This is a genomic window from Croceicoccus pelagius, from assembly GCF_001661915.1.
Classification (GTDB): Bacteria; Pseudomonadota; Alphaproteobacteria; order Sphingomonadales; family Sphingomonadaceae; genus Croceicoccus; species Croceicoccus pelagius.
Window position 1 is genome coordinate 470561 of sequence record NZ_LYWY01000039.1, and the last position, 25342, is coordinate 495902.

At 65.0% G+C, this 25342-nt stretch carries 12 protein-coding genes; 10 read left to right on the plus strand and 2 right to left on the minus strand.

The features are described 5' to 3' along the window. Positions 1 to 80: 80 nt before the first annotated feature. From A9D15_RS13730 to cysS, 3 genes are read left to right on the plus strand one after another with little or no spacing between them, the layout of a single operon-like run. Positions 81 to 1868 (plus strand): ShlB/FhaC/HecB family hemolysin secretion/activation protein, encoded by a 1788-nt coding sequence (locus A9D15_RS13730; RefSeq protein ID WP_172807530.1) that lies wholly within the window; start codon positions 81 to 83, stop codon positions 1866 to 1868. A gap of 53 nt (positions 1869 to 1921) precedes the next feature. Beyond that, on the plus strand, positions 1922 to 8710 hold the full coding sequence (locus A9D15_RS13735; RefSeq protein ID WP_066765883.1) for a beta strand repeat-containing protein: 6789 nt from the start codon (positions 1922 to 1924) through the stop codon (positions 8708 to 8710). A gap of 58 nt (positions 8711 to 8768) precedes the next feature. Continuing rightward, complete coding sequence (gene cysS, locus A9D15_RS13740) at positions 8769 to 10247, plus strand: cysteine--tRNA ligase (RefSeq protein WP_066765884.1); 1479 nt, start codon at positions 8769 to 8771, stop codon at positions 10245 to 10247. A 99-nt stretch (positions 10248 to 10346) separates the two neighbouring features. Here the strand turns inward: cysS and A9D15_RS13745 are convergent, their stop codons facing one another. Then, positions 10347 to 11258: a YihY/virulence factor BrkB family protein gene (locus A9D15_RS13745; RefSeq protein WP_229660247.1), complete on the minus strand. Its 912-nt coding sequence runs from the start codon at positions 11256 to 11258 to the stop codon at positions 10347 to 10349. Between the two features lie 122 nt (positions 11259 to 11380). Here A9D15_RS13745 and A9D15_RS13750 point away from each other — a divergent pair, with 122 nt between their 5' ends. The 6 genes from A9D15_RS13750 (at position 11381) to A9D15_RS13775 (ending at position 24383) form a co-directional block, all read left to right on the plus strand. Continuing rightward, positions 11381 to 13036, plus strand: coding sequence for an acetolactate synthase large subunit (locus A9D15_RS13750; protein ID WP_066765886.1), 1656 nt, complete (start codon positions 11381 to 11383; stop codon positions 13034 to 13036). 25 nt (positions 13037 to 13061) lie between these two features. Beyond that, positions 13062 to 14498, plus strand: coding sequence for an aldehyde dehydrogenase family protein (locus A9D15_RS13755; protein WP_066765888.1), 1437 nt, complete (start codon positions 13062 to 13064; stop codon positions 14496 to 14498). 102 nt (positions 14499 to 14600) lie between these two features. After that, positions 14601 to 16019 carry a multiheme c-type cytochrome gene (locus A9D15_RS13760; protein ID WP_082924473.1) on the plus strand — a complete coding sequence of 473 codons (1419 nt, stop codon included), beginning with the start codon at positions 14601 to 14603 and terminating at the stop codon, positions 16017 to 16019. 2 nt (positions 16020 to 16021) lie between these two features. Further along, the gene (locus A9D15_RS13765; protein WP_066765892.1) at positions 16022 to 17980 is read left to right on the plus strand and encodes a heme-binding protein; all 1959 of its coding nucleotides are present in this window, start codon (positions 16022 to 16024) and stop codon (positions 17978 to 17980) included. Further along, positions 17980 to 19875 (plus strand): hypothetical protein, encoded by a 1896-nt coding sequence (locus tag A9D15_RS13770; protein ID WP_066765896.1) that lies wholly within the window; start codon positions 17980 to 17982, stop codon positions 19873 to 19875. Before A9D15_RS13765 ends, A9D15_RS13770 begins: the two co-directional genes overlap by 1 nt. Before the next feature lie 11 nt (positions 19876 to 19886). After that, complete coding sequence (locus A9D15_RS13775) at positions 19887 to 24383, plus strand: hypothetical protein (protein WP_244881983.1); 4497 nt, start codon at positions 19887 to 19889, stop codon at positions 24381 to 24383. Here A9D15_RS13775 and A9D15_RS13780 read toward each other — a convergent pair. Further along, positions 24380 to 24721: a hypothetical protein gene (locus A9D15_RS13780; RefSeq protein WP_156521788.1), complete on the minus strand. Its 342-nt coding sequence runs from the start codon at positions 24719 to 24721 to the stop codon at positions 24380 to 24382. The genes A9D15_RS13775 and A9D15_RS13780 overlap by 4 nt on opposite strands. Here A9D15_RS13780 and A9D15_RS13785 point away from each other — a divergent pair. Beyond that, positions 24714 to 25307, plus strand: coding sequence for a S24 family peptidase (locus A9D15_RS13785; protein ID WP_082924474.1), 594 nt, complete (start codon positions 24714 to 24716; stop codon positions 25305 to 25307). The two genes, A9D15_RS13780 and A9D15_RS13785, sit on opposite strands and share 8 nt — an antisense overlap. Positions 25308 to 25342: the final 35 nt, after the last annotated feature.

The following is a 25342-nucleotide window of genomic DNA, read 5'->3' on the forward strand; positions in this document are numbered from 1 at the left end:
TCAACGCGTACCCGTTCGCTGCGGGTACGATTGGAATTACGGGGAAGCGCGGGATTTGGGGCCGCGCTGCGGGAGGCAAGATGAATAGAGTGAAGACCGGGCGCGCGATAGCGGCAATGGCGCTGGCAGGCACCGCGATGATGCCCGCGATCGCCATGGCGCAGGCGTCCGACGTGGCCTTGCCGACGCGTGAGGAGATCGAACGCGGCGTGGTGCAGGGCGCGATCGGCGACCTCGATAACTCCGCTCTCGATGCGGGCGACGTCGAACGCGCGCCGTGCCCGCTGGCCGCGCCCGAGTTTGCCGACATTTCCTTCACGCTCAGCAATGTCGTCTTCACCGGCCTCGAACCTTTCCCCGAAGGTGTCGACCTGTCGGGTGCTTGGGTTGGCATGGCGGGGCAGACGATGCCGGTCGCCGCGGTGTGCGAAATCCGCGACCGCGCCGCGACGATGCTGCGCAGCATGGGCTATCTTGCCGCGGTGCAGGTGCCGCCGCAAAGGATCGAGGACGGCACGCTGCGGCTGGACGTTCTGGCAGCGCGGATCACGCGGCTTCAGATCAAGGGCGACGCAGGGCCGAACGAGGGTATCCTGCTGCGCTATCTCTCGCCGCTCACCGAACAGTCGGTGTTCAACACGGCAGAGGCGGAGCGCACGTTGCTGCTCACCCGCGACCTGCCCGGCGTCGATGCGCGGCTTGCGCTGCGCCCCATCGACGGGAAGCCCGGCGAGCTTGTCGGTGAAGTCTCGGTCCGCCGCATTCCGTGGAGCGCCGATGCGCTCGTCCAGAATTTCGGCAGCAGCGCGACGGGTCCGTGGTCGATCCTTGGCCGCGTCCGCTTTGCGGGCCAGACGGGCATGGGCGACGCGACCACGCTGTCCCTCGTCACCTCGTCCGATTTCGACGAACAGATCGTATTCCAGATCGGGCACGAAATGCGCCTTGGTCGCGATGGTCTGCGCCTTGCCGGTGATTTCACTTATGCCGAAACGCGGCCCACCGTCGGCGGACAGAACCCGTTCAGTTCCGAAACCGTGGCGGGGACGATCCGCGCCGACTATCCCCTGATCCGCAGCCGTACGCGCAACCTGTTCCTTGGCGGCGGGCTCGACATCGTCGACCAGGAAGTGATGTTCGGCAGCGCGACGCTGACTGAGGACAAGCTGCGGGTCGCGTGGCTGCGCGCCGATTACGCGACGATCGACGGCATGAGCGCAAGCGGACGCGGCGGCTATTCCGCGCTCGAACCGCACTTTGGCGTGTCCGGCGGCGTTGAGGTTCGACAGGGTCTCAACATCTTCGGGGCGAGCACCGATTGCTCGAAGAACTTCGACAAGTGTCTTGGCGCTGGCGAGGAGTTTACCAGCCGCCTCGACGGCGATCCCACCGCCTTCGTGCTGCGCGCTGACGCCAACGTTACCTATCGGCCCGATCCGCGCTTCACGATCGCGTTCCAGCCGCGCGCGCAGTGGGCGCCGAATGCCCTGCTGTCCTACGAGGAATTTTCGGGCGGCAATTACACCATCGGGCGCGGCTATGATCCGGGCGCGGTTCTGGGCGACTCTGCGCTCGGGTTCCGGTCAGAGCTGCGTTACGGCTCGGCATGGCCCGAGGTCGCAGGGGGCCACGCGGTGCAGCCTTACGCCTTCTTCGACGCGGGATGGTTCTGGAACCACGATGCCGGCTTCGACGAATTGGGCGCCGAAAAGCTCTTTTCCGCAGGCGCGGGTGCACGCGCCAATTTCATGGACCGGTTCCGGCTCGACGCGGCGCTTGCCGTGCCGCTGCGCGATACGCGGTTCGACGACGGCGCGAAGGGCGACTGGCGCGCGCTTCTCAGCCTTTCCGTGCTGCTGGCGCAGTGAGGGGCGGGGATATGGGACGCAATAGTAGGATGCGCAACATGGGGACTTTGGCGATGACGAACACGGTTCGCACCACGCGCAAGGCGACACGGTTTGGCCAGCTGATGCTGGGCACATCGGTCGCGGCAGTGGCTCTCGCGGCGATCAGTCCCGCGGACGCGCAGGTCAATGCGAACGGCGTCGGCCAGTTCGGCACCGACAGCATCGTCAACAATGGCGTGACCACGACAGTCACGATTACGCCGACTGAGACAGAGGCGCTGGTCGACTGGACCGCGACCGATGCCGACGTCTTCCTTGACGAGGCATCGACGCTTTCGTTCGAGAGCACCGGCCCGCAGTTCACCGTGCTCAACCGCATCACGCCTGTGGGCGGCACGACCAACCCGCTCGCCATCGACGGCGTCGTCAGCGCGACCTGGGCGAACGGGCAGGGTAACGTCTGGTTCTACAACCCCAATGGCTTTGTCGTGGGCGCGCTTGCGACATTCGACGTCAACGGCCTCGTCCTGTCGGCCAGCCCGATCCAGCTGGCTGGCGACGGCACGCTCCCCGATCTCGGCACGCCGATCACGTTCGGGCAGGCGCCCAATCCCAATGCGTCGGTCACGTTTTCGCCCCGCGTCGACAGCGATATCGACCTGATCTTCCCGCAGAGCTATCTTGCCGTCGTCGCCCCCCGCATCCAGCAGAGCGGTAGCGTGAACGTCAACGGCTCGGTCGCCTATGTCGCGGCAGAGGCTGCGACGATGACGATTTCGGCAGGGCTATTCGACATTACGGTCGATGTCGGCACGACCGATGCGAACGGTATCGTCCACGACGGCGCGACGTTCGGTCCGGCGGGCAATGCCGCCGATCCCAACCACAACCAGTACTATCTCGCGGTTCCCAAGAACCAGGCGATGACGATGCTGCTTTCGGGCCTTATGGGCTATGCCCCGGCGGTCGTCGCAGGCGAGGTGGACGGTGCTATCGTCCTTTCCGCAGGCTATGACGTTGCAGGCGGGCTGCCTGATATCGCCACCGGTTCGGGGTCGAGCTCGATCGCGATCGACGGTCTTACCACGACCAGCGCGGTCTTTGGCCTTGCCAGCGACACGATCACGATCAGCGACGCGCTAGGCGCAAACACGTTCCTCGAAGATACTCTGCTTGCCGGATACAGCGCCGTCGATGTCAACCTTGCGCAGTCGACGGCGGTGCTGGGTTCGCAATCGCTTCTCGCGCAGGGCGACCTCACGCTTGTCGCCGGTTTCGACGATTCGACCAGCGGGATCGCGACTTTCGATGTCGCTGGTGGCGCAGAGGCACTGGCGTTCGGCAACCTGTCCGTTTTCGGCCGTGGCAGCGTCGATGTCGGCGTCGATACCGGCGGACTGATCGCGGCGTTTCAGGATTTCACCCTCGCCAGCATCGTGACCGGTGCGGGTCCGGCCACGGCAGGCGACGTTTCGTTGATCGTCAACGACGGCTTCGTCAACGCGACGAACATCAACCTGCAAAGCATCGCCTATAGCGACACTTCGGCCACCGGCGGCAATGTCACTATGGCCACCACGGGGCCGACCGCCGCGATCGAGACGATCAATATCGCGACCGTCTGGTCAATGGGTCTTGGCGCAGACGGCAATCCCGACGGCGCATTCGGCACCGGCGGCACGGCGCAAGTGCTGGTTCAGGACGGCCAGATGCTGTTCGGCAGCGATACGGTAGAGGCGGTTACACTCGACATCCGGGCCGATGGCGGCGCAGGCGCTCGTACCGATGCGGCGGGTGCTATCGGCGGTTCGCAGGGCGGTTCGGCGTTGCTTTCGGTCAGCGGCGGCGACCTGCTGGCCGACGGCATCGCCGTCTTTGCGCGCGGTTTGTCCTATACCTTGGACGGCGCGCTCCAACCCCTGGGCGGGCGCAGCACGGGCGATGGCTTCGACGCCATCGGCGGCAGCGCGACGGTGTCGGTTACCGGCGGCACGATCGGTTCGTTCAACTTCCCCGAAGGCGCCGCTCTCGACATTTCGGCGACCGGCTATGGCAGTTCAGCATTCGGCTCTGCCTCGGCGGGCGGAACGGGCGGAGCGGGGCAGGGCGGCATCGCGCAGTATTTCCAGTCCGGCGGTGTAGCGCAAGTCGCGACGATGGGCGTCAATGCCAGCGGCATGGGCGGCGCAGGCTCCAACCAGAATGCCGAGGGTGTGGAACCTGTCGGTGACGGCGGCGACGGCATCGGCGGGGCGGCGCTGGTCCAGATCGACGGCGGCACGCTCAACATGTTCGGCGGTATCGGCATCCGCGCCGAAGGCAATCCGCGCAGTCCCGATCCCGTCCTGGGCACGCAGGCGGGGCAAGGCGGTTCCGCGCAGGGTAACACGGCAGGCACCGGCGGCACCGGCACGGGCGGTTCGGCGGCGATGATCGTGAACGGCGGCAACGTGCTGGGCCAGATCGCCAACGGCTTCCCAGCCCCCTTCGGCGTGATCGTATCGGCAACCGGCTATGGCGGTGCGGGCGGCGGGAACGATCCGTTCTTCTTCACCGCATTCGGCGGCAGCGGAGGCGACGGATTTGGCGGCGACGCGCTTTATGAATTTGCGGGCGGCTTCAACGAGGCTTCGTTTATCGACATCGAGGCCGCGGGCATCGGCGGTTCCGCAGGCCCTGACGATTCGGGCGGCAGCAGCGGCCAGTTTGCCGGATCGAACGGCGGTTCGGGCTTTGGCGGCACCGCGACAATGAACATCCTCGCCGACCTCGACGCGACCGCGATCGGGCTGGGCGGTCAGTCCTACACGGTGGCGGTGGACGGGCTTGGTGCCGACGGCGGCAGCAGTGATACCGGTAACGCGGGCACTGGCGGCAACGGCACGGCGGGACAGCTCGCTGTCATCGCGGACGGCGCGGCGTTCACGTTCGACGGGTTGTTCCTCTACGCCTACGGCGACGGCGGCTGGGGCGGCGACGCCAGCGGTACCTCGGCGAACGGCGGCGCTGCAGGGTTCGGCATAGGCGGCGACATGCGGATCGCCGCGATCAATGGCGGCGCGCTCAATTCGCTCTCCCCGTTCTACATTGCCGCAGGCGGATATGGCGGCAGCGGCGGCTCCGCCGTCGACGGTACGGGCGGCGCGGGCAGCCTCGGCGTCGGCGGAACGGTCACGGTCGACGCGCTCGACGGCGCGATCACGCATGGCATTCTCGGCCTCTATGCCGAAGGTTATGCGGGCGAGGGCGGTTTCGGGCCGGCCTTCGGCGCCGATGGCGATGCGACGGCAGGTTCGGTCTTCATCAATGCAGACGGCACCGGCTCGATCACGGGCGGAAGCCTTGAGGCTTATGCCGACGGTGTTCTGGTCGAATCGATCATCGCGGGCGGCACAATCGCGCTGACCGATACAACGAGCGGGACGGTCCAGTTCGACAGCCTGTTCTTTGCCAACGGCTATAATGCCGGGCTTGCTGAGGGCGGGATCACCGTCACATCGACGCTGAACCCGATCGTCGTCGTTGGACCGGCACAGTTCTACACGTCGGGCGATCTCGTATTCCGGGCGGGCAACGGCGGGGGCTTTCGCGCCGATACGCTCGATGCCTTTGCCACGGGCGCGATCCGGTTCCTGTGCCTGACCGCGACCTGCACCGAAGAAGTCTCCTCTACGACAGCCCTGTCGCTCAATGCGGCGAGCGGAGTCTTTGCCGACGGGCTCAGCTTCGGATCGGGCGGCGCGACAAGCGTTGTCGTGACCGGAGGCGACCTTGTCCTCACCGGCTCGGCCCGCGCGTTCGGCGGTCCGCTGGACATTTTGGTCAGCGGTTCGCTGCTCGGCACCGGAAGCGTATCGTCGACCGGCGATCTCGGCCTGACGGTCGGCGGCGACGTCGATATCGGCGCGATGACCGTGGGCGGACAACTGGTGCAGTCGGGCGCGATCGGCGCGCCGGTTCCGACGCCTTATACGACGCCGGGTGCGTTCAATGTGGGCATGCTCGTGCTCGGCACGCAAGGCGACATTACGGCGGGGACGACCATCGCGCTGGGCGATGTCCAGACAGGCGGCAACGATCTGGCGCTGACTGCTCCAGGTGCGATCACCATCGCGACGGCCTCGGATATCTCGGCATTGACGCTGAATGGCGGCTCGATCGGGTTCGGGGCGCTTGTCATCAACGGCGCGGTCGGCATGACTTCGGCGGGCGACGTGACCGGCGGGACGATTTCCGCCGAGGACAACGTGTCGATCACCGCGGGCGGAGCGTTGTTCGCGGACGGTATCGTAGCGACGGGTTCGGTCATTCTCGACGCGAATTCGATCGCGGGCCTCGGTTCGGTCGATGCGCTGGCCGATATTTCTGCGACTTCGGTCCTCGACATCGCCTTCACGACGTTGGGTGCAGGCGGCGCGGTTACGCTGACCTCGACCGGCGGTGATGTGACTGGCGGTTCGGTTGCCGCGGGCGGTAATGTCGCGATCGATGCGGCGGGCAATCTGTCGGCGACTTTGATCGACAGCGGCGCTTCGGTGTTTCTGACCGCGAATGCGATCACGGGACTGGGCCCGGTGACGGCGGTAGGCGATATCGACGCGCTGACGTCGGCGGGGCTGACGTTCACGGCGCTTGATGCGGGTGGGCTGGTTTCGCTGGCCTCGACCGGTGGTGATGTGACCGGCGGTTCGGTCGCGGCGGGCGGTAATGTCGCGATCGATGCGGCGGGCAATCTGTCGGCGACTTCGATCGACAGCGGCGCTTCGGTGTTCCTGACCGCGAATGCGATCACGGGACTTGGCCCGGTGACGACGGTAGGCGATATCGACGCGCTGACGTCGGCGGGGCTGACCTTTACGGCTCTTGATGCGGGCGGTGTGGTATCGCTGGTCTCGACCGGCGGTGATGTGACCGGCGGGACAGTCGTCGCAGGCGGCGATGTCGTTTTTGATGCGATGGGCGTGTTGACGGCTGGCGTCGTCACAAGCGGCGGTGCTGTTTCGGCTACGGCAGGATCGGTGGCGGGACTTGGTCCGGTGACGGCAGCCGGAGACGTTTCGGTTCTCACAACCGGTTCGCAGGCTGTGGGGCCGGTGACCTCGGGCGGTGTCGTGAACCTTGTGTCCGATACCGGCGACATCGTGCTGTCCGGCATCGTCACCTCCGCCAGCGACCTGAACGTGATCGCCGGTGGCGATATTTCGGGCGGTTCGCTGGTCAGCGGCGGCTCGCTCTATCTCTCGGCAAACGCGGTGCTGGGTGTTGATGCGCTCTCCGCGCCGCTCGATATCTCGGTCTTTACACAGGCGGGGCAATCCTATTCGTCGATCGCGGCGGGACAGGGCGTGGTGCTGTTCTCGAACAGCGGCGCGATCAGCGTGGCGGATCTGGCCGTGGGCGGGCTCGTCTCGCTCTATGGTACCGACGTCGACGTTGCCTCGGCAGGGGCGCTGGCCGTTACCGATGCGACGGCCTTCGACGGCAATGTCGCGATCACGACGGCTGGCGATCTGGCGGTCTCGTTCGCCCAGGCGAGCGGCGACGTGGTGCTTACCTCCACCGGGGCGAGTGTGATGGTGGGCGACCTGTTCGCCGGTGTCGCTCCGTCGTCGCCGACCGGCCAGACCGGCCAGGCGGTCGTCATCCCGAATGTCGGGGCGGGCAATATCGCGCTGAATGCGGCAACCGACGTCAACGTGCTCGGCACCGCGCTGGCCGCCGAACTGTTCGGTATCGACGCGGGCAATCTCGCCAGCATCGACGGCACGGCCAGCGGCAGGCTGATCTATATCGAGACAGCGGACCTTGCTGTCGGCGCGCTGGCGCTGATCGGTAGCGGGACGGGGACGGACGATATCTCTATCGTCGCGACGGGTAACGCAGGGCTGGGTTCGGGCATCGCTTCGCCCGGCTTCCTGCTCGACAATGCCGAACTGTCGCGCTTCGCTTCGGCGGGCGGCTTCTCGCTCACCACGGGGGGTACGCTGGCCGTGGGCGATGTCTCGCTCGTCGCGGGCAGCGGCGCGGTTGGCAGCGGCGGCACGATGGCGCTGATGGCGGCGGGCAATGTCACCGTTACCGGCGGACTGCTGCTCGACAATGCGGGCGGCGCGATGCTGATGATCGACAGCGGGGGCGATCTCTACGTGAACTCGGCAGGCGGTTCGATCCGCGTGCGTTCGGGCGGAGCACAGGCGGGTAGCCTGATGCTAGCTGCAAATACCATCGTGGCGGGCAGCGCGCAGACGCTCTCCGATATCGCGACGGTTGACTTCCCCGACCTCACCGACGCGCTGGGGGTGGTCGATGGTGGCGACGGGCGCAGCCTGATCGAAGGCGGCTCGGTCGTGATCGACGCGGGCGGGTTCTATGTCGCCAATACCGGTGCCGACACGTCGTTCAACGCACGGCGCGGGTTCGTGGCCGATACGATGACGGTGACCAATTCGGGCGGCACGATGCCCTTCGTGGTCATCAACGGCGTCGTCGCGGGCGAAGTCGGGCTGGATACCGCGTTCGGCATTGCCTTCCCGCTGTCGGCGGTGCCCTATTCCTCGGTCAATGGCTGCTACATCGGCTTTGGCGGGCTGTGCGGCCCGACCATCGATACAGAGCTGGTGAAGCAGATCATCAACGAGGAACCGCCGCACTCCATCCTCGACGGAGAGCCGCGTTCAACGATTGAGACGCGGATCATCACCATCGAGAAGACCAACTCCGAAGGGTTCGAGCCGCTGATCGACGAACCGATCACCGGCACGGGCAACGACGACCTTTGGGAAGACGGTGCGCTCGACGGAAAGCAGTGTCCCGTCGATGTCCGGCAGGACGAGTGCGAGGAAGAAGACGGCAACCAGTGACAGGCCGCGCCCGGTCCGTGCTTGACCGGGCGCGCCTTTCGCGGGCACAGGCGCGCGCATGACCGAGACTGCCGATCACCCGCTGACCCTGTTCAATTCGCTGACGCGCAGCGCCCAGCCGTTCGTGCCGGTGCACGCGGGCGAGGCGCGGGTCTATTCCTGCGGGCCGACGGTCTACAACTACCCCCACATTGGCAACATGCGCGCTTACGTCTTTGCCGACACGCTGGGCCGCGTACTGACGTGGAAGGGATTTGACCTGACCCATGTCATCAACATCACCGACGTCGGTCACCTGACAGACGATGGGGACGCAGGCGAGGACAAGATGGAAAAGATGGCGGCGGCAAAAGCCCAATCCATCTGGGACATCGCGCGCCATTATACCGAGGCTTACTGGGCCGACGTAAAGGCGCTGAACATCCGTCAGCCCGCCAAGTGGACGATCGCGACCGACTACATCGACGAGATGCTGGAGTTCGCGCGGGCGATCGCGCCGAAGCACTGCTATGAGCTCGACAGCGGGCTCTATTTCGACGTTTCGACCGTCGCTGATTACGGCAGGCTGGCCCGTGCTGTCACCGAAGAGGGTGAGGGCCGGATCGAGGCCGTGGACGGCAAGCGCAATGCCGCCGACTTCGCGATCTGGCGCAAGACGCCTCTGGGCGAGAAGCGCCAGATGGAATGGGACAGCCCCTGGGGCAAGGGCGCGCCGGGCTGGCATCTCGAATGCTCGGTGATGAGCGGCAAGGTGCTGGGCTTTCCATTCGACATCCATACCGGCGGCATCGACCACCGCGAGATCCACCACCCGAACGAGATCGCCCAAAATCAGGCGTTCTGCGAATGCGGTGCGCTGTCAAATGCGGCCAATTCGGGCGCGAACATCTGGATGCACAACAACTTCCTCGTCGAGCGGTCGGGCAAGATGAGCAAGTCTAGCGGCGAGTTCCTGCGGCTCCAGCTGCTGATCGACAAGGGCTACCACCCGCTCGCCTACCGGATGCTGTGCCTTCAGGCGCATTACCGCAGCGAGCTTGAGTTCAGCTGGGAGGGGCTGGGCGCGGCGCTGGTGCGATTGAAGCGCCTGCTGGGTTCGGCGCGAAACCTGCTGGAACTCGTGACCGACGGCGCGACGCTGGAATCGGTGCGCGCGACGGTTACGCACCAGAAGCTGACGCCGCTGGTCGACAAGTTCGATGCGGCGCTGTCGGATGATCTCAACACCGCCGTCGCGCTCACCGTTCTGGAAGAGGCGGTTGCGGTGAAGAAGGTCGATCAGGAGCAGAAGGCATCGCTTGTCGGCGCAATGCTGTCGGCGCTTGGTCTGCCGCTGGTCTTGCGCGAGGAGTTTCGCATTCGCCCCAAGGATGCGACGGTCGAGGAAAGCGAGATCGAGAACGCGATGGAGCGGCGCAAGGCTGCCCGCGCGGAAAAGGACTTTGCCGCCTCGGACGCGATTCGTGACGGCCTTGCCGCCAAGGGTGTCGAGGTGATGGACGGCGATCCGCTGGGTTGGGAGTATAAACTAGGCTGAGCGGCCGTCACGGGAGCAAATCCCGTGACGTCAGACGGGCTGTCGCCCGCTGGCCGGCCTGAACGCTCTCGCTTCCAAGCGTCGGATCGCTTCGCGCTCCTAGCTTGGGCGCGGGCTTGGATCAGGCGTGTCCGCCCTCTCCATAAGAGCGACGTCCGCTTCAGCCCCGATCAGGATCACGTAGCTTGTCAGCCAGAGCCACGTCAGCAGCACGACAACCCCGCCCAGCGCGCCATACGTCGCATTGTAGCTGCCGAAGTTCGAGACGTAGAAGCTGAAGGCCAATGTCAGCAGCGCGGCCATGACAGCGGCAAGGATCGAACCCGGCGACAACCAGCGCAGCGGCGGTGTTTCGCAGGCAGGGCCATAGCGGAACAGCAGGGCGATCGCGCTTGCCATCGCTACGATCAGGACTACCCAGGTCACCAGTTGGCCGACCAGCGCTACAATCGCATTGTCCGGCGCGACGAGAGCCTGCAGCGCACTGAAGGCGCCCATTCCGGCGAACATTACGACCGCCGCAACCGCACCGCCGACGGTGATCGCCAGCGCGACAAGGTTCTTGCCCACGAATCCGCGTCCTTCCGGACAGCCGAATGCGACATTGAGCGCAATAATCATCGATCCCGCCCCGTTGCGCGCGCCAAACAGGGCGAGGGCGAGCGAGACCAAAAGGCCGATACCTTTCGACTTGTCCGACCCTTCGACCAGCGATTCAAGCTGGCCGCGAATGATTTCGGCGGCCGACGCAGGCAGGGTGTCGGACAGCTCGGCAACGTGGCGCGCAACGGTCGCCGGATCGGCGAGAAGGCCATACATCATCACCACCGCGCCCAATAACGGGACCATCGCAAGAAACAGGTAGAACGCAACGCCAGCCGCGATCAGGCCCATATTGTGCTCAGCCGCTCTCGCCCAGCCGCCCTTGATCACCGAAATCCAGTCCTTCGGCGAAAGCCCCGTGGGCGAACCTTTCCGGTCCAGCCCCATGTCCCATGTGCGCTTGCTCATTGTCCTATCAAAAGCACAGGTCAATCATGGGTTCCACGAAGTGACGGTTAAGCAGGTGGGCGGATGCGCCGAAGGGTGATACCCCTTCATACCTGAAGCGATCGATCAAGGGGGGACGTATCGTGGGCGACAAGCAGAAAGCATCGGATCTTTTCATCGAGTGCCTCGAGAACGAGGGCGTCGAATACATCTTCGGCGTGCCGGGCGAGGAGAACCTCGATTTCCTCGATTCGCTGTCCCGGTCGAAACAGATAAAGCTGGTGCTGACGCGGCACGAACAGGGCGCAGGCTTCATGGCCGCGACTTATGGCCGCCATACCGGCAAGACCGGCGTGTGCCTTGCAACGCTTGGCCCCGGTGCGACGAACTTCGTGACGGCGGCGGCCTATGCCCAGCTTGGCGGGATGCCTATGATGATGATCACCGGGCAAAAACCGATCAAGAAATCGAAGCAGGGCCGGTTCCAGATCCTAGACGTGGTGGCGATGATGGGGCCGATCACGAAATACGCGCACCAATTGGCCAGCAGCGACAACATCCCCAGCCGCGTGCGCGAGGCGTTCCGTCTGGCCGAGGAGGAAAAGCCCGGTGCGGTCCACCTCGAACTGCCCGAGGATATTGCTGACGAACATACCGACAGCCGCCCGATCAAACCCAGCGTCGCCCGCCGCCCGAGTGCAGAGCCTAAGGCCGTGCGCCTTGCCGTCGCCGCGCTGGAAAAGGCCAAGGCGCCGGTTCTGGTCATCGGTGCAGGCGCCAACCGCAAGATGACCGGGCGAATGCTGCGCCAGTTCGTCGAAAAGACCGGAATCCCGTTCCTCACGACGCAACTCGGCAAGGGCGTGATCGATGAACGCCACCCGCTGTTCCTGGGCTGTGCTGCGCTGTCGTCGGGAGACTTCGTGCACCGCGCGGTCGAGGATTCGGACTGCATCATCAATGTCGGCCACGACGTGATCGAGAAGCCGCCCTTCTTCATGAAGAACGACGGTGTCACGGTCATCCACGTTTCCACCAAGACTGCAGAAGTGGATCCTGTCTATTTCCCGCAGATCGAGGTGATCGGCGATATCGCCAATGCCGTCTGGCAGATGAAGGAAGACATCGTGCCCTCGGGCGCGTGGAATTTCGATCACATGCTGGCCTATCGCAAGGCAGAGGTCGAACACACCAAACCGCTGGCTGACGACACCCGATTCCCTATCTTTCCGCCGCATCTGGTGAGCCAAGTTCGCGCATCGATGCCGCAGGACGGGATCATCTGTCTGGACAACGGGGTCTACAAGATCTGGTTCGCGCGCGGGTACACCGCCTATCTGCCGAACACCGTCCTGCTCGACAATGCGCTCGCCACGATGGGGGCGGGGCTTCCCAGCGCGATGATGAGCGCGATGCTCTATCCGACCCGCAAGGTCATGGCGATCTGCGGCGACGGCGGGTTCATGATGAACAGCCAGGAGATGGAGACCGCTGTGCGGTTAGGGCTCAATCTCACGGTTCTGATCCTGCGCGACGATTCCTACGGCATGATCCGCTGGAAACAGGCGAACATGGGTTTCGAGGACTGGGGTCTGACGTATGGCAACCCCGATTTCGTGGCCTATGCCGAAAGCTACGGCGCGAAGGGTCACCGTGTCGAAAGCTCCGACCATTTGAAGGAAGTGCTGGCCCACTGCCGAGACACGCCGGGTGTGCACCTGATCGATTGCCCGGTCGATTATAACGAGAACGACCAGATCCTGAACAACGAGATCAAGGAACTCAGCGCGAAGCTGTGATTTCGTTCGGGATTGGAGGACCCAAGTGACCAAGCTCAAAGACACATATCCGCTTTATCTGAACAACAAGGCAGTGCAGCCCAACACCGACCTTGCCGTGACCGACAAGTTCACCGGCGAGGTCGCTTTCCGCACCGCGCTGGCGACGCCCGACATCATCGACGAGGCGATCGCGGGCGCGACGCGCGCGGCCCCTGCCATGGCGAAGCTTGCCAGTTACGAGCGGCAGGGCGTTCTCGACCACTGCGTCGCGCGGTTTCGTGAACGGTTCGACGAACTGGCCTATGCCCTTTGCGTGGAGGCGGGAAAGCCGATCAAGGATGCAGAAGGCGAAGTCACGCGCTTGATCGACACGTTCCGCATCGCGAGCGAGGAGGCGACCCGCAATTATGGCGAAGTCCAGCCGCTGGACATTTCGGCCCGGGCAAAAGGCTATATGGGCATCTGGAAGCGCGTTCCCATCGGGCCGTGCAGCTTCATCAGCCCGTTCAACTTTCCGCTCAACCTTGCCGCGCACAAGATCGCACCGGCCATCGCCATGGGTTGTCCCTTCGTGATGAAGCCGGCCAGCATGACCCCGCTGGGCGCGATCATCATGGGCGAGATTCTGGCCGAATGCGACGTCCTGCCCGAAGGCGCGTTCTCGATCCTTCCGGCCAGCCGCGACGGCGCGGACCTGTTCACGACGGACGATCGGCTGAAGCTCTTATCCTTCACCGGCAGCCCCGACGTGGGTTGGGCGTTAAAGGCGAAGAGCGGGAAGAAAAAGGTCGTGCTGGAACTGGGCGGCAATGCGGCGGTGATCGTCGATCATGATGCCGATCTCGACCATGCGCTCGAACGGATTATCTTCGGTGCATTCTACCAGTCGGGCCAGTCGTGCATCGGCGTGCAGCGCATTGTCATCCACGAACGCATCTATGACGAGTTCCGCGAGATGCTGGTCGCGAAAACGAAGACGCTGGTCGCGGGCGATCCCAAGGACCGCGATACCTTCATCGGTCCGATGATCTCGGAGAAAGAGGCCAAGCGCCTCGACGGCTGGGTCCAGTCGGCGGTGAAGGCGGGCGGAAAGCTGCTCGTCGGCGGCAAGCGCGATGGCGCGATGCTGGAAGCGACGCTGCTGGAAGACGTGCCCGACAATTGCGACGCGGTGCGTGAAGAAGCGTTCGGCCCGCTGGCGATCCTTTCGAAGTTTAGCGACTGGGACAAGGCGCTGGCCGAAGTCAATGACAGCAAATTCGGGCTTCAGGCGGGGCTGTTCACCCGCGACATTCACAAGGTCCTGGACGCGTGGGACGAACTGGACGTGGGCGGCATCGTGGTGAACGATGTGTCATCCTACCGCGTCGACAACATGCCCTATGGCGGCGTGAAGGATTCCGGCCTTGGCCGCGAAGGCATCCGGTTCGCCATGGAAGACATGAGCGAGATCCGCAACATGGTGATCAGGCGGGCTTAAATTGCCGTGCGCGGGTTGAAGAATCGGCGCGGGCCACGCTAGGCTGTTCATGGGCAGGGAAGGTGTCGCGACCTGCGCGGCACCTTGAATGGGGGAACAGGTGTGGGGAACACTGCTGGTCGGCTGGTGCGTATCGTGGACAGGCTCGGCCTGTCACGAACCGCGCTGCTTGGGCTTTGCGCCTGCGTCCTGATGGCCTCGGGCGCATTGGCGGCCAGTTTCCTCCTCGCGCCGCAGCCTGCCGGGGCGCAGGCCTCCGACCATTCCGACACGATGAAGCGTCACCTCGGCGTCGCGTCATGTGCAGGCTCGACCTGTCATGGCCGCTCGCTGGGCGATGGTGTTCCCGTGCGTCAGGACGAATTGCAGATGTGGCAGGAGGAATCCTCGCCCACCGGCGCGCATAGCCGTGCCTATCGCGTCCTTTTCGAACCGCGCGGCAAGGACATCATCCGCCGCCTCGGCCTCGACGATGCGGGCGTGGCGCGGGACTGTCTTGGCTGTCATGCAGAGCCTGGCGCAGCGCGTCTCGAAGATGCCGTCGGGTGCGAGGCGTGCCACGGCGCGGCGGGCAGCTGGATCGCGGGACACTATACCGTCGGCGCGACGCACGAACGCAATGTGTCGCAAGGGATGACCGATCTGGTCGATCCGCAGACCCGCGCGGGCGTCTGCCTCGACTGTCACTTCGGCGGGACCGCCAAGGGCCAGTTCGTCCACCACCGGATAATGGGGGCAGGGCATCCGCGCGTTTCGTTCGAGCTGGACCTGTTCTCGACGCTGCAGCAGCACTGGAACGTGGATGCCGACTATGTCGAGCGCAAGGGCCGCCCCAACGCGTTGCAGACCTGGGCGGTGGGTCAGGCAGAGGCGCTGAACCGCTCGCTTTCCCTGTTCGAAAAGCCGGGCCTTGCCACCGATGGCATGTTCCCCGAATTCTATTTCTTCGACTGCCATTCGTGCCACCGCCCGATCTATGACGGGGCGGACGCGCGGGCGAGCAAGGTGGCCAATCCCTATCGTCCGATCCCGACCGGCTATCCGCCCTACAACGACGAGAACATGATCATGCTGGCCGCGGCCGTGCGCGTTCTCGCGCCCGATGTGGCTGGCAGCTACGACGCGCAGGTAAAGCGTTTCCACGCCTCGATGACGCAAGGGCGCGATGCCGCCGTGGTCGAAGCCGCGCAGATGCGGGCCATGGCGAAAGACCTGTCGCGCCGGTTCGCGGGCTCTGCCTTCACCGACAAGCAGGGCTTCGCCATGATCGAGGCTATCGCCAGCGAGGGCGTGGCCGTGCGCTACACCGATTACGAAGGCGCGGTCCAATCGGTCATGGCGATGGACACACTGCTCTCTGGCCTTGTTGCGCAAGGTGCGGTCAGCCCGGCGCAGGCAAGCGCGCTGCGGCTCGACATCAACCGGGCCTATGCCTCGGTCAAGGAGCCGAACAGCTTCGAGCCGCTGGCTTTCCGTGCCGCGCTCTCCAGCGCCGTTCGCGCCATCCGGGGCATGCGCTGACGATGCGGCGCATTGCGGCCCCTCTGCCGATCCTCGCGGCGTTCTCGCTGGCCCTGTCGGGCTGCGGCGGGGGCGGGGACGGCAATTCGGTGGGCGGCGTCGCGCCGACGCCGACGCCTTCGCCGGTCGGCGGCAGGCTCTATGCCGATCCGGCGCAGGAATCGCTGTCGGCCACCGACGTGCAGCAGATCATCGCGCAGGCCGTCGGCGAAGCGCAGGCAAGGGGCTTGCCCAGCACGATTGCTGTGGTCGACCGCGTCGGCAATGTGCTCGCCGTGTTCCGCATGAACGGCGCGAGGGACGACATGGTGACCAGCGCGTTCATCCCGTTTCTGAACGCGCAGAACGACACGCCGGTCGACGCACAGGGATTGACCATTCCCTCGGCCGCGGGCGCGATCGCCAAGGCCATTACCGGTGCCTACCTGTCGAGCGGCGGCAACGCGTTTTCGTCCCGCACGGCAAGCATGATCGTGCAGGAACATTTCCCGCCGGCTCCGACGACGCCGGGGCTTGAATCGGGTCCGTTGTTCGGGGTGCAGTTCTCGCAGCTGCCCTGTTCGGACCTCGTTGCGCGGGCATCGGACGGACTGATCGGGCCCAAGCGTTCGCCGCTGGGCCTTGCCGCCGATCCGGGCGGTTTTCCGCTCTACAAGAACGGTGTCGTCGTGGGCGGCGTGGGTGTTATGGGCGACGGGGACTATGGCCTCGACCCCAATGTGCTCGACGTCGATACCGATGCCGAGGAATATATCGCGCTTGCCGCGATACAGGGGTTCGCCCCGCCGGAAAACATCCTTGCCAACCGCATCACGGTCGACGGGACGACACTGCGGTTTTCGGACGCCAGTGTCGACAAGCTTGCCGCGCTTCAGACCAATTTCGCGGCGATCAACGGCACGGCCGGCGCGCTCATCGCGATCAACGGATATACCGACGGAACGCTGATCGCGGGCACGGCTTACGGCACCGAAAGTTCAGGCATTCGCCGCGCCAGCATGGCCGAATTCACGAACGGTGATGCATTCGTGCTTACCGACGGGGCGGGCACAAACCGCTTCCCCGTGCGCGCGGCAACCGACGGCGCCGCCCATGCCCGGCCGCTGACGCAGGCCGAGGCACAGGCGATCCTTGAAGAAGCATTTAAGGTCATGAGCCGCGCCCGCGCCCAGATCCGCCGCCCGCTCGACAGCCGCGCGCAAGTCTCGATCAGCCTTGTCGACACCTACGGCGAAGTGCTGGGCGTCGTGCGCGGCCCCGATGCGCCGATCTTCGGCACCGATGTGTCGCTTCAGAAGGCGCGCACGGCGGCGTTCTTTTCAAACCCTGTCGCGGCAGAGCAGATGCTGGCCAATCCCGCCAGCGCGCCATTCGTGCAGGCGGCTCGCGATTTCCTTGGCGATCCGACGGCGCTTACCGGCACGTTCGCCTTTGCCGACCGCAGCGGCGGCAACCTGTCGCGGCCCTATTTCCCCGATGGCGAACTGGGCCGCCCGCACGGGCCGTTCAGCCGCCCGATCGAAGATTTCAACCCGTTCGCCACGGGCCTTCAGGTCCAGCTTGTCGCGGGTAACCTCCTGCAACACGTCGGTTTCGTTCTGGGCATGAACGCCGATACGCCGCGCCAGTGCAGCGGCATTCCGGCATCGCCGACGGGGCAGGTGCGTCTTGCCAACGGTATCCAGATCTTCCCCGGTTCGGTCCCGGTCTATCGCGACGGCGTGCTCGTCGGCGGGATCGGCGTGTCGGGTGACGGCATCGACCAGGACGACATGATCAGCTTCCTCGGCACGCATAATGCGGGGCAGAAGCTGGGGACTCTCGGCAACGCGCCCAAGGACATTCGCGCCGACCGGATCGTGGTAGACCTCGGCGATGCGAGCGTCAGGTTGCGCTATATATCCTGCCCGTTTGCCCCGTTCCTCGATACCGACGAACAGAACGTCTGCGAGGGGCTGTGATGGGGCTCGGCTTCGCTCTCATCTCGCCGCTGGCTCTGATCGCGATGCAGGCAGGCGAACCTGTCGCTGCGGGCGACCCTGTGCTGCAGGATGCAGAGGACGTTCCGATCGAGGATCGCCGCCGCCCCGGCGTGCAGAGCGAGCTTCCCGATCCGATCGTGCAGCAGAACGAAGGCGCGGTGCGCGCCCCGCCGCCCGAAGCATTCTATACCGAGTATGATGGCACCGAAGGCGACCTGACGCTCGATGTCGCGGTGCCGGATAGAGCGCGGATCACGTCGTCGCTGTGCCCCAAGGGCGGCGATACGTCGATCTACACGCTTTATCCGAACCTTGCGGCGATGTGCCATTCGAAGCTCGATCCCTTTCATCACAACCTGCTGAAGGGCGATCACCCGCTGGGCGAAAAGCGCCCCGGGTTTCTGAAGGGCGACGACTGGTATCTGATCCTGACGGGCATTTCGGACACGGTGGTCGAACCGCGTAGCTTCCCTATTCCGGTCGGTGTGCAGACGACGGACCGGCCCGACAGTCTCGACGTGTTCGGGCGCAGCGACAGTCTCGTGCTCGCACAGACGTTTATCGCGGGCGTCTCGCTGCTGAAGGGCATGACCGCGTTCAAGCCGCCGACGGTCGAATACCGCGTCACGGTGGCGGGCCAGTACAACTACGTCGACGTTCCCGAACGCCGCGTGCTGGAGGTCGAGCCGAGCGAGGACAGTGAGCGGCACGACTTCTTCATCGGCCTGCAGGAAGCTTTCGTCGACTACCACATCGGCCGCTTCGATTCGAAGCGCTACGACTTCTTCTCGGTCCGCGCGGGGATTCAGCCGTGGCAGTCGGATTTCCGCGGTTTCCTGTTTCAGGACAACCAGTTGGGCATCCGCTTCTTCGGCAACCGCGACAATAACCGCTGGCAGTTCAACGCCGCCGCGTTCTGGCGCGTCGAAAAGGACACGAATTCGGGTCTTAACGACATCACGCAAAGCCCGCGCGACGATTATGTCTTCACCGCGAACGTCTACCGGCAGGATTTCCCCGTCGTCGGCATGACGAGCCAGCTTTCGCTGACCTACAACATGAACCGCGAGGCGGGCGATATCGAGGTCGACAAGAACGGCTTTCCGGTGCGTCCCGCGCTGCTCGGCAATCTTCGCGGGCGGGACTACGACGTCGTCTATATCGGTCACGCCATGGACGGGCACTTCGGCCGCGTGAACGTGACGACGCAGCTTTACGGTGCGTTCGGCGAGGATCGGGACGACATCTTCACCGACGATGCTTCTAAGATCGAGGCGTTCTTCGCCGCGGCAGAGGCGAGCTATGACGTCGACTGGCTGCGCTTCCGCCTGTCGGGCCTCTATGCCAGCGGGGACAGCGATCCCTATGACGGGAAGGAAACCGGCTTCGACGCGATCTTCGAGAACCCCGTCTTTGCAGGGGCCGATACGTCGTACTGGATCCGGCAGACTATCCCGTTCGCAGGCGGCGGGCGCGCTGTGGCAGTCAACGGGCGCAACGGTATCCTGAACTCGCTGCGGTCCAGCAAGGAGCAGGGGCAGTCGAACTTCAACAATCCGGGGACGGTGCTGCTGGGCGCAGGGGTCGATGCCGACCTTACGCCCGACATCCGCGTCTCGGCCAACTGGAACCACTTGTGGTTCGACAGCACCGAAATCGTGCAGGTCCTGCGCTCCGAAGGTTCGATCCCCAAGGCGATCGGCCATGACGTGTCGGTGGCGGGCATCTGGCGACCGTGGGCGAACCAGAACGCGGTGATCCGCCTGTCGGGCGCGGTGTTCGATCCTTCCGACGGTTTCGGCGACCTTTTCGTGGCGCGGGGCCGCGATGACAGGTTCTACTCGGTCCTCGCCAACGCGACGTTTGCTTTCTGATGGACGCAATCATGCACACCAGCCGCCCCAAGTGGCATCTGGGCAGGCTCATCCTGCTCCTCGCGGCAATCCTCTTGCCCGCCGCGCTGATGGCCGCTGGCGGAGAGACGCCGCAGGACGTGAAGCACATCCGCGCCGCGCCCGCGCCCAAGGGGCAGCCGGGCGACACGCTGGCCGAGAACTGGGCCTACGTCGATCAGCAGAACACGGGCTGCGTTTCGTGCCACACGGCTACCGATCACAAGACGATGCACGCCAGCCCCGCCGTGGTGCTGAGCTGCACCAATTGCCACGGCGGCGATTCCACGATCCAGGCCGCGCCCGAATGGCCGCATGGCGGCATGGACTACATGGCCGCGATGAAGGCCGCGCACGTGCTGCCCAAGTATCCCGCAGGCTGGAACTGGCCGTCGAGCGCCAACCCGGAACGGTCCTACGCGCTGCTGGCCAAGGAAAGCCCTGAATTCGTCCGCTTCGTGAACCCGTCCGATTACCGCGTCGTGCGCGATGCCTGCGGGGCCTGCCATATCGAGATCATCGAGGCGTCAGAGCGCAGCCTGATGTCGACCGGCGCGATGTTGTGGGGCGGGGCCGCCTACAACAACGGAATCGTGCCGTTCAAGAACTACATCTTCGGCGAAAGCTATACCCGCGATGGCGAACCGGCCCTGCTGAAAAGCGCCAGCCGCGAGATCGGCCCCGACGGCAAGCCGATGTGGGGCACGGTGACGGAAGAGGAAAAGGCGCGCGGCGCGCTGCCCGTGCTTTATCCGTTGCCGATGTGGACCACGGTTCCGCCCGGCGACATTTTCCGCGTGTTTGAGGACGGGGGCCGCACGATCAACCCGCAGTTCCCCGAAATCGGCCTGCCCAACCCGACCGGCCTGATCCAGCGTCTGGAAGAACCGGGACGGCCCGATCTCAAGCAGTCGAACCGCGGGCCTTCGACCGGGCTTCGCGTCGCGATTCCGGTGCTGAACATCCACAAGACGCGCCTCAACGACCCGTTCCTCTACCAGATGGGGACGAACGATCAGCCGGGCGACTATCGCTCATCCGGCTGCGCGGCGTGCCACGTGATCTATGCGAACGATCGCGAACCGCGCCACTCCATGAACTATGCCCAGTGCGGGCGCGACGGTCAGACTGTCACGGCGGATCCGACGATCAATTTCTTGCGCGAAGGCCGCCAACTCAAGGGCGCATACGGCACTTACGACGCGGCAGAGCACGAGGCGCACGGCAAGGTGCAAGGCTCGGTGCTCGACACGCATCACGGCGCGAAGGGTTACACGGGCAAGGAAGGCGCGAGCGAGGCCGATTGCCGCGCCGCCACGATGTCCGCGCAGCAGGTCGCTTTCGGTCCGGCAGAAGGTGTCGCACCGCATGGCACGGCCAAGGCACACGCGATGGACAAGGCGGAGGCCCATGCGGCTGCTGGCCTCGACGAAAATGGCCATATGGCAGGGGGGCAGGCGGGACCCGTCCCGTTCAACGAGCGTGAGCGCGGCCACCCGCTGGCGCATACCTTCACCCGCGCCATCCCGACCGCGCAGTGCATGAACTGCCACATGCACCAACCGAACATCTTCCTGAACACCTACCTCGGCTACACGATGTGGGACTATGAAAGCGACGCGGCCCAGATGTGGCCGGGTCCGGAAAACACTGCCCCGCGTCCCGAAGGGATGAGCGACGAGGACTATGCGGCGCTGTTCAAACAGCAGTACTATCCCACCGCGAAGGAAAAGCGCGAAGTGCTGGACCGCAATCCCGAAGGCGCATCGCCATCCGGCCTGTGGCGCGATGTCGAATTCCTGCGCAACGTCTATGACCTCAACGAGACGAACGAGGATACGCAGTTCGCCGACTACCACGGCCACGGCTGGAATTTCCGCGCGATCCTGAAGCGAGACCGGCGCGGCAATCTGCTCGATGCAGACGGCGACATGTCGAGCTATGGCACCGACATTGCGCATATCGTGGACGAAAGCGACCCCGAGAAGTGGCGCAAGGCGGGCGAGGGCAAGTTCGTCCCCGCCGGCGACAATCCGGGCAAGTCGGTCCACATGATGGACATCCACGCCGAAAAGGGGATGCAGTGCGCCGACTGCCACTTCGCGCAGGACAGCCACGGTTCGGGCCTGATCTACGGGGAAGTCGCCAACGCGGTCGAGATCGGGTGCAAGGACTGCCACGGCACGGCGGATGCCTATCCGACGCTGAAGACCAGCAACCTTGCCGCGCCGCCCGAAGGGCACAACCTGGCCCTGCTTCGCAACATGGACGGCAAGCCGCGCTTCGAATGGTTCTCCGATGCCGGCGGGCGCAAGGTGCTGATCCAGCGTTCGATCATCGACCCTGATCTGGAATGGCAGGTCAGCCTGGTGAAGGATTCGGTCGACGCGCGCTGGCAGGGCGTGACCGACGCACTGGGCAAGCCGGTCTTCAACCCGAAGGCCGCGCGCGCCAAGCTGATGGCGAAGTCGGCGTCGGAAACCGGCGAATACACATTTGGTACGGGTGTCGAGAAGGCGAACCGCGCGCATGACGATGACGACATGGCGTGCTTCACCTGCCACCTTGCCTGGACGACGAGCTGCGCAGGCTGCCACTTGCCGATTGAGGCGAACTGGAAATCCTCGATGCACAAGTACGAGGGCGAGGACACGCGCAACTACGCGACCTACAACCCGCAAGTCGCGCGCGACCAGATGTTCCAGCTGGGCCGTCACCAGACGACGAAGGCCAGCGGCGAGGAACCGGACAAGGGCATCATCGCGCCGATCCGCTCCACCTCGGCGCTGATCCTGTCGTCGACCAACATCAACCGCGAACGCATCTACGTGCAGCAGCCGCCGATCAGCGCGATCGGCTATTCCTCACAGGCTTTCGCGCCGCACTTCCCGCATACCGTCCGCAAGAACGAGACGAAGCAGTGCACCGACTGTCACGTGAGCGAGGAGGACGACAACAACGCGATTCTATCGCAGCTGCTCCTGCTCGGCACGAACTACGTCAATTTCGTCGGGCTGCACGCTTTCACCGGTCTCGAAGGCGGGTTCGAGGCGATCCGCGTGACCGAGTGGGACGAGCCCCAGGCCGTGATCGGGTCGTACCTGCACCGCTATGCCTATCCCGACTACTGGCGCGCCCATGTCGAGGATAACGGCCGCGAGTTGAAAGAGTGGACCCGCGGGCCGATCGCGGACGCGAACCTGTCGGGCGAAACGAAGCAGCGCGAACTATTCCGCAACGTCGTGCAAGGAACGCCGGATGCCGTCCGGTGCCTGCAGATGCGCGGTGAATACATGTTCGTGGCGCAGGGCAAGGGCGGCTTCTCGGTCTATGACATCGCCTCTGTCGGCAACAAGGGTTTCTCGGAAAGCATCGTGACCGCGCCGTTCAGCCCGCTGGGCCACGATACGCGGGTGAAGACGAAGAACGCGACCTGCATGGCGATCCCGACGAACCAGGCGATCGCGCCCACGCGCAACACCCCCGAACTGCGCGGTGCGAACCAAGAACAGCCCTTCAGCCCGGTGTATTCCTACGCCTTTGTCACCGATAGCGAGGAAGGCCTGATCGCGGTCAACGTCGACACGATGGCCGACGGCGAATTCCGCAACAACTTCCTGTTCCGCGCTTTCACCTTCAACCCCGACGGCGTGCTGACGGGCGCGCGGCATATCACGCTGGCGGGCGACTATGCCTATGTCGTGACGGATCGCGCGCTGGTGACGGTCCACCTGCCCAAGCCGTGGTCGCCAAAGGCGCCCTGCGAGGTGAGCGCGAAGAAAGGCGGAGAGACCTGCCTCGATCCCAAGGTGACGAGCGTCGTGCCTCTGGACGATCCGCGCGCGACCGCGGTGCAGTTCCGCTACCTCTGGGCGACGACGGCGAACGGGCTGGAACTGCTCGACGTGACGGACCTTTCGCAGCCTAGGCCTGTGGCGGGCGCGACCGTGCCGCTGGCCGACGCGCGCCGCGTCTATCTGGCCCGCACTTTCGCCTATGTCGCCGCGAAGTCCGAAGGTCTGGTGATCGTCGACATAACCACTCCGCGTCGCCCTGCGGTGCTGGAGAAGTTCACTGCCGGCGGCACGCTGACCGATGCGGAGGACGTGATCGTCGGCTCCACCAATGCCAGTGCCTTTGCCTATGTCGCGGACGGTGTTAACGGTATGAAAGTCCTGCAACTGACCGACTTTGAACGCACCCCCGGCGTCTATGGTTTCGCGCCGGTGCCCAAACCTACGCTGATCGCCTGGGCGAAGACGCCATCGCCTGCGCTGGCTCTCAGCAAGGGGTTGGACCGCGATCGCGGCGTGGACGAAACCGGCGGCCAGATCGCGGTGTTCGGCCGCCTCGGCAGCCGACCGTTCACGCGTGACGAGATGGAGCGATTGTTCCTCAACGCGCGCGGAGAAGTCTACCGCGTTTCGAACACGGTCGACATGGGCAAATGGGTGGGGGCACGCACCCCCACCGCCATCGCACGGCGTTAGCCTTCGTCGAGCAGGAGCAGCTCGACCTCGACCCGCATGACGGGCTCGGGCAGCATCGCGTGATCGACCGACAGGACCTGCGCATCGGCGACAAGCTGGCCTGGAATGACGAATTCGTGGTCGGGAAGCTCGGCGATCATGCGCTCGCCCGCCTCGAGAGCGGCAGTGCCCGAAAAGGCCAGCGACAGCGTGTGGCGCGCCCCTGCGAACGTGATGCTGGCCCACGGCACTTCACGGTGGATGACGATTTGCCCATGCCCCGATGCCAGTGCGCGCAGGGCGCCTTCTATGCGTTCGGCGGGATAGCGGCGGGCGCTGCGGGTGCCGCGGATGGGCATTGCGGCGGCGGTGGACTGGTCAGCGAACATTGATCGGAAGGGTAGCCCCCGAAAGCTGGAGGAGAACGACCGCCGCACGCTGGCCCAGTTCTTCGGCGTGGACGAATCGGAACTGGGCGCGCCGGACGGTGCGGATAATTCCTACGTTCCTGCAAAGGCCCCGCGCAAAAGCTGGATCGCGATTCCCCGGCTGGCGCTGGGCGCATCGGCCGGGCCGGGCGCGCTGGCAGAAGACGATGCGCCGGTCGGCCACCTCGGCTTTTCCGAGGGCTGGCTGCGCAAAATGGGGCTGACCCCCAATGGCCTCACCGCGCTGTCGGTCGCCGGCGATTCGATGGACCCGACGCTGTCGGACGGAGACGAAATCCTCGTCGCCCGCGCCGAGGCCCAGTACGGCGGCCGCCTGCGCGACGGCATCCACGTCATCCGCCGTGACGGCACCCTGATGGTCAAACGCCTCTTGTTCGAGCGCGAGGGGCAGGTCTCGGTAATCTCGGACAACAAGGCGTATCCGTCGGACGCGAACGTCCCGCTGGAAGAGGTCGAAGTGCTGGGCCGTGTCGTGTGGAAGGGCGGGCGGATCTAGGGAGAGGTAGTCCCCCTCGCTTGCATTCCTCCGCC

Excerpts from the sequence above, each read along its gene's own strand:
- A9D15_RS13730 (WP_172807530.1), top strand. The coding sequence starts at position 81 with ATGAATAGAGTGAAGACCGGGCGCGCGATAGCGGCAATGGCGCTGGCA.
- A9D15_RS13735 (WP_066765883.1), top strand. The coding sequence starts at position 1,922 with ATGACGAACACGGTTCGCACCACGCGCAAGGCGACACGGTTTGGCCAG.
- cysS (WP_066765884.1), top strand. The coding sequence starts at position 8,769 with ATGACCGAGACTGCCGATCACCCGCTGACCCTGTTCAATTCGCTGACG.
- A9D15_RS13745 (WP_229660247.1), bottom strand. The coding sequence starts at position 11,258 with ATGAGCAAGCGCACATGGGACATGGGGCTGGACCGGAAAGGTTCGCCC.
- A9D15_RS13765 (WP_066765892.1), top strand. The coding sequence starts at position 16,022 with ATGCGGCGCATTGCGGCCCCTCTGCCGATCCTCGCGGCGTTCTCGCTG.
- A9D15_RS13770 (WP_066765896.1), top strand. The coding sequence starts at position 17,980 with ATGGGGCTCGGCTTCGCTCTCATCTCGCCGCTGGCTCTGATCGCGATG.
- A9D15_RS13775 (WP_244881983.1), top strand. The coding sequence starts at position 19,887 with ATGCACACCAGCCGCCCCAAGTGGCATCTGGGCAGGCTCATCCTGCTC.
- A9D15_RS13785 (WP_082924474.1), top strand. The coding sequence starts at position 24,714 with ATGGGCATTGCGGCGGCGGTGGACTGGTCAGCGAACATTGATCGGAAG.
- A9D15_RS13780 (WP_156521788.1), bottom strand. The coding sequence starts at position 24,721 with ATGCCCATCCGCGGCACCCGCAGCGCCCGCCGCTATCCCGCCGAACGC.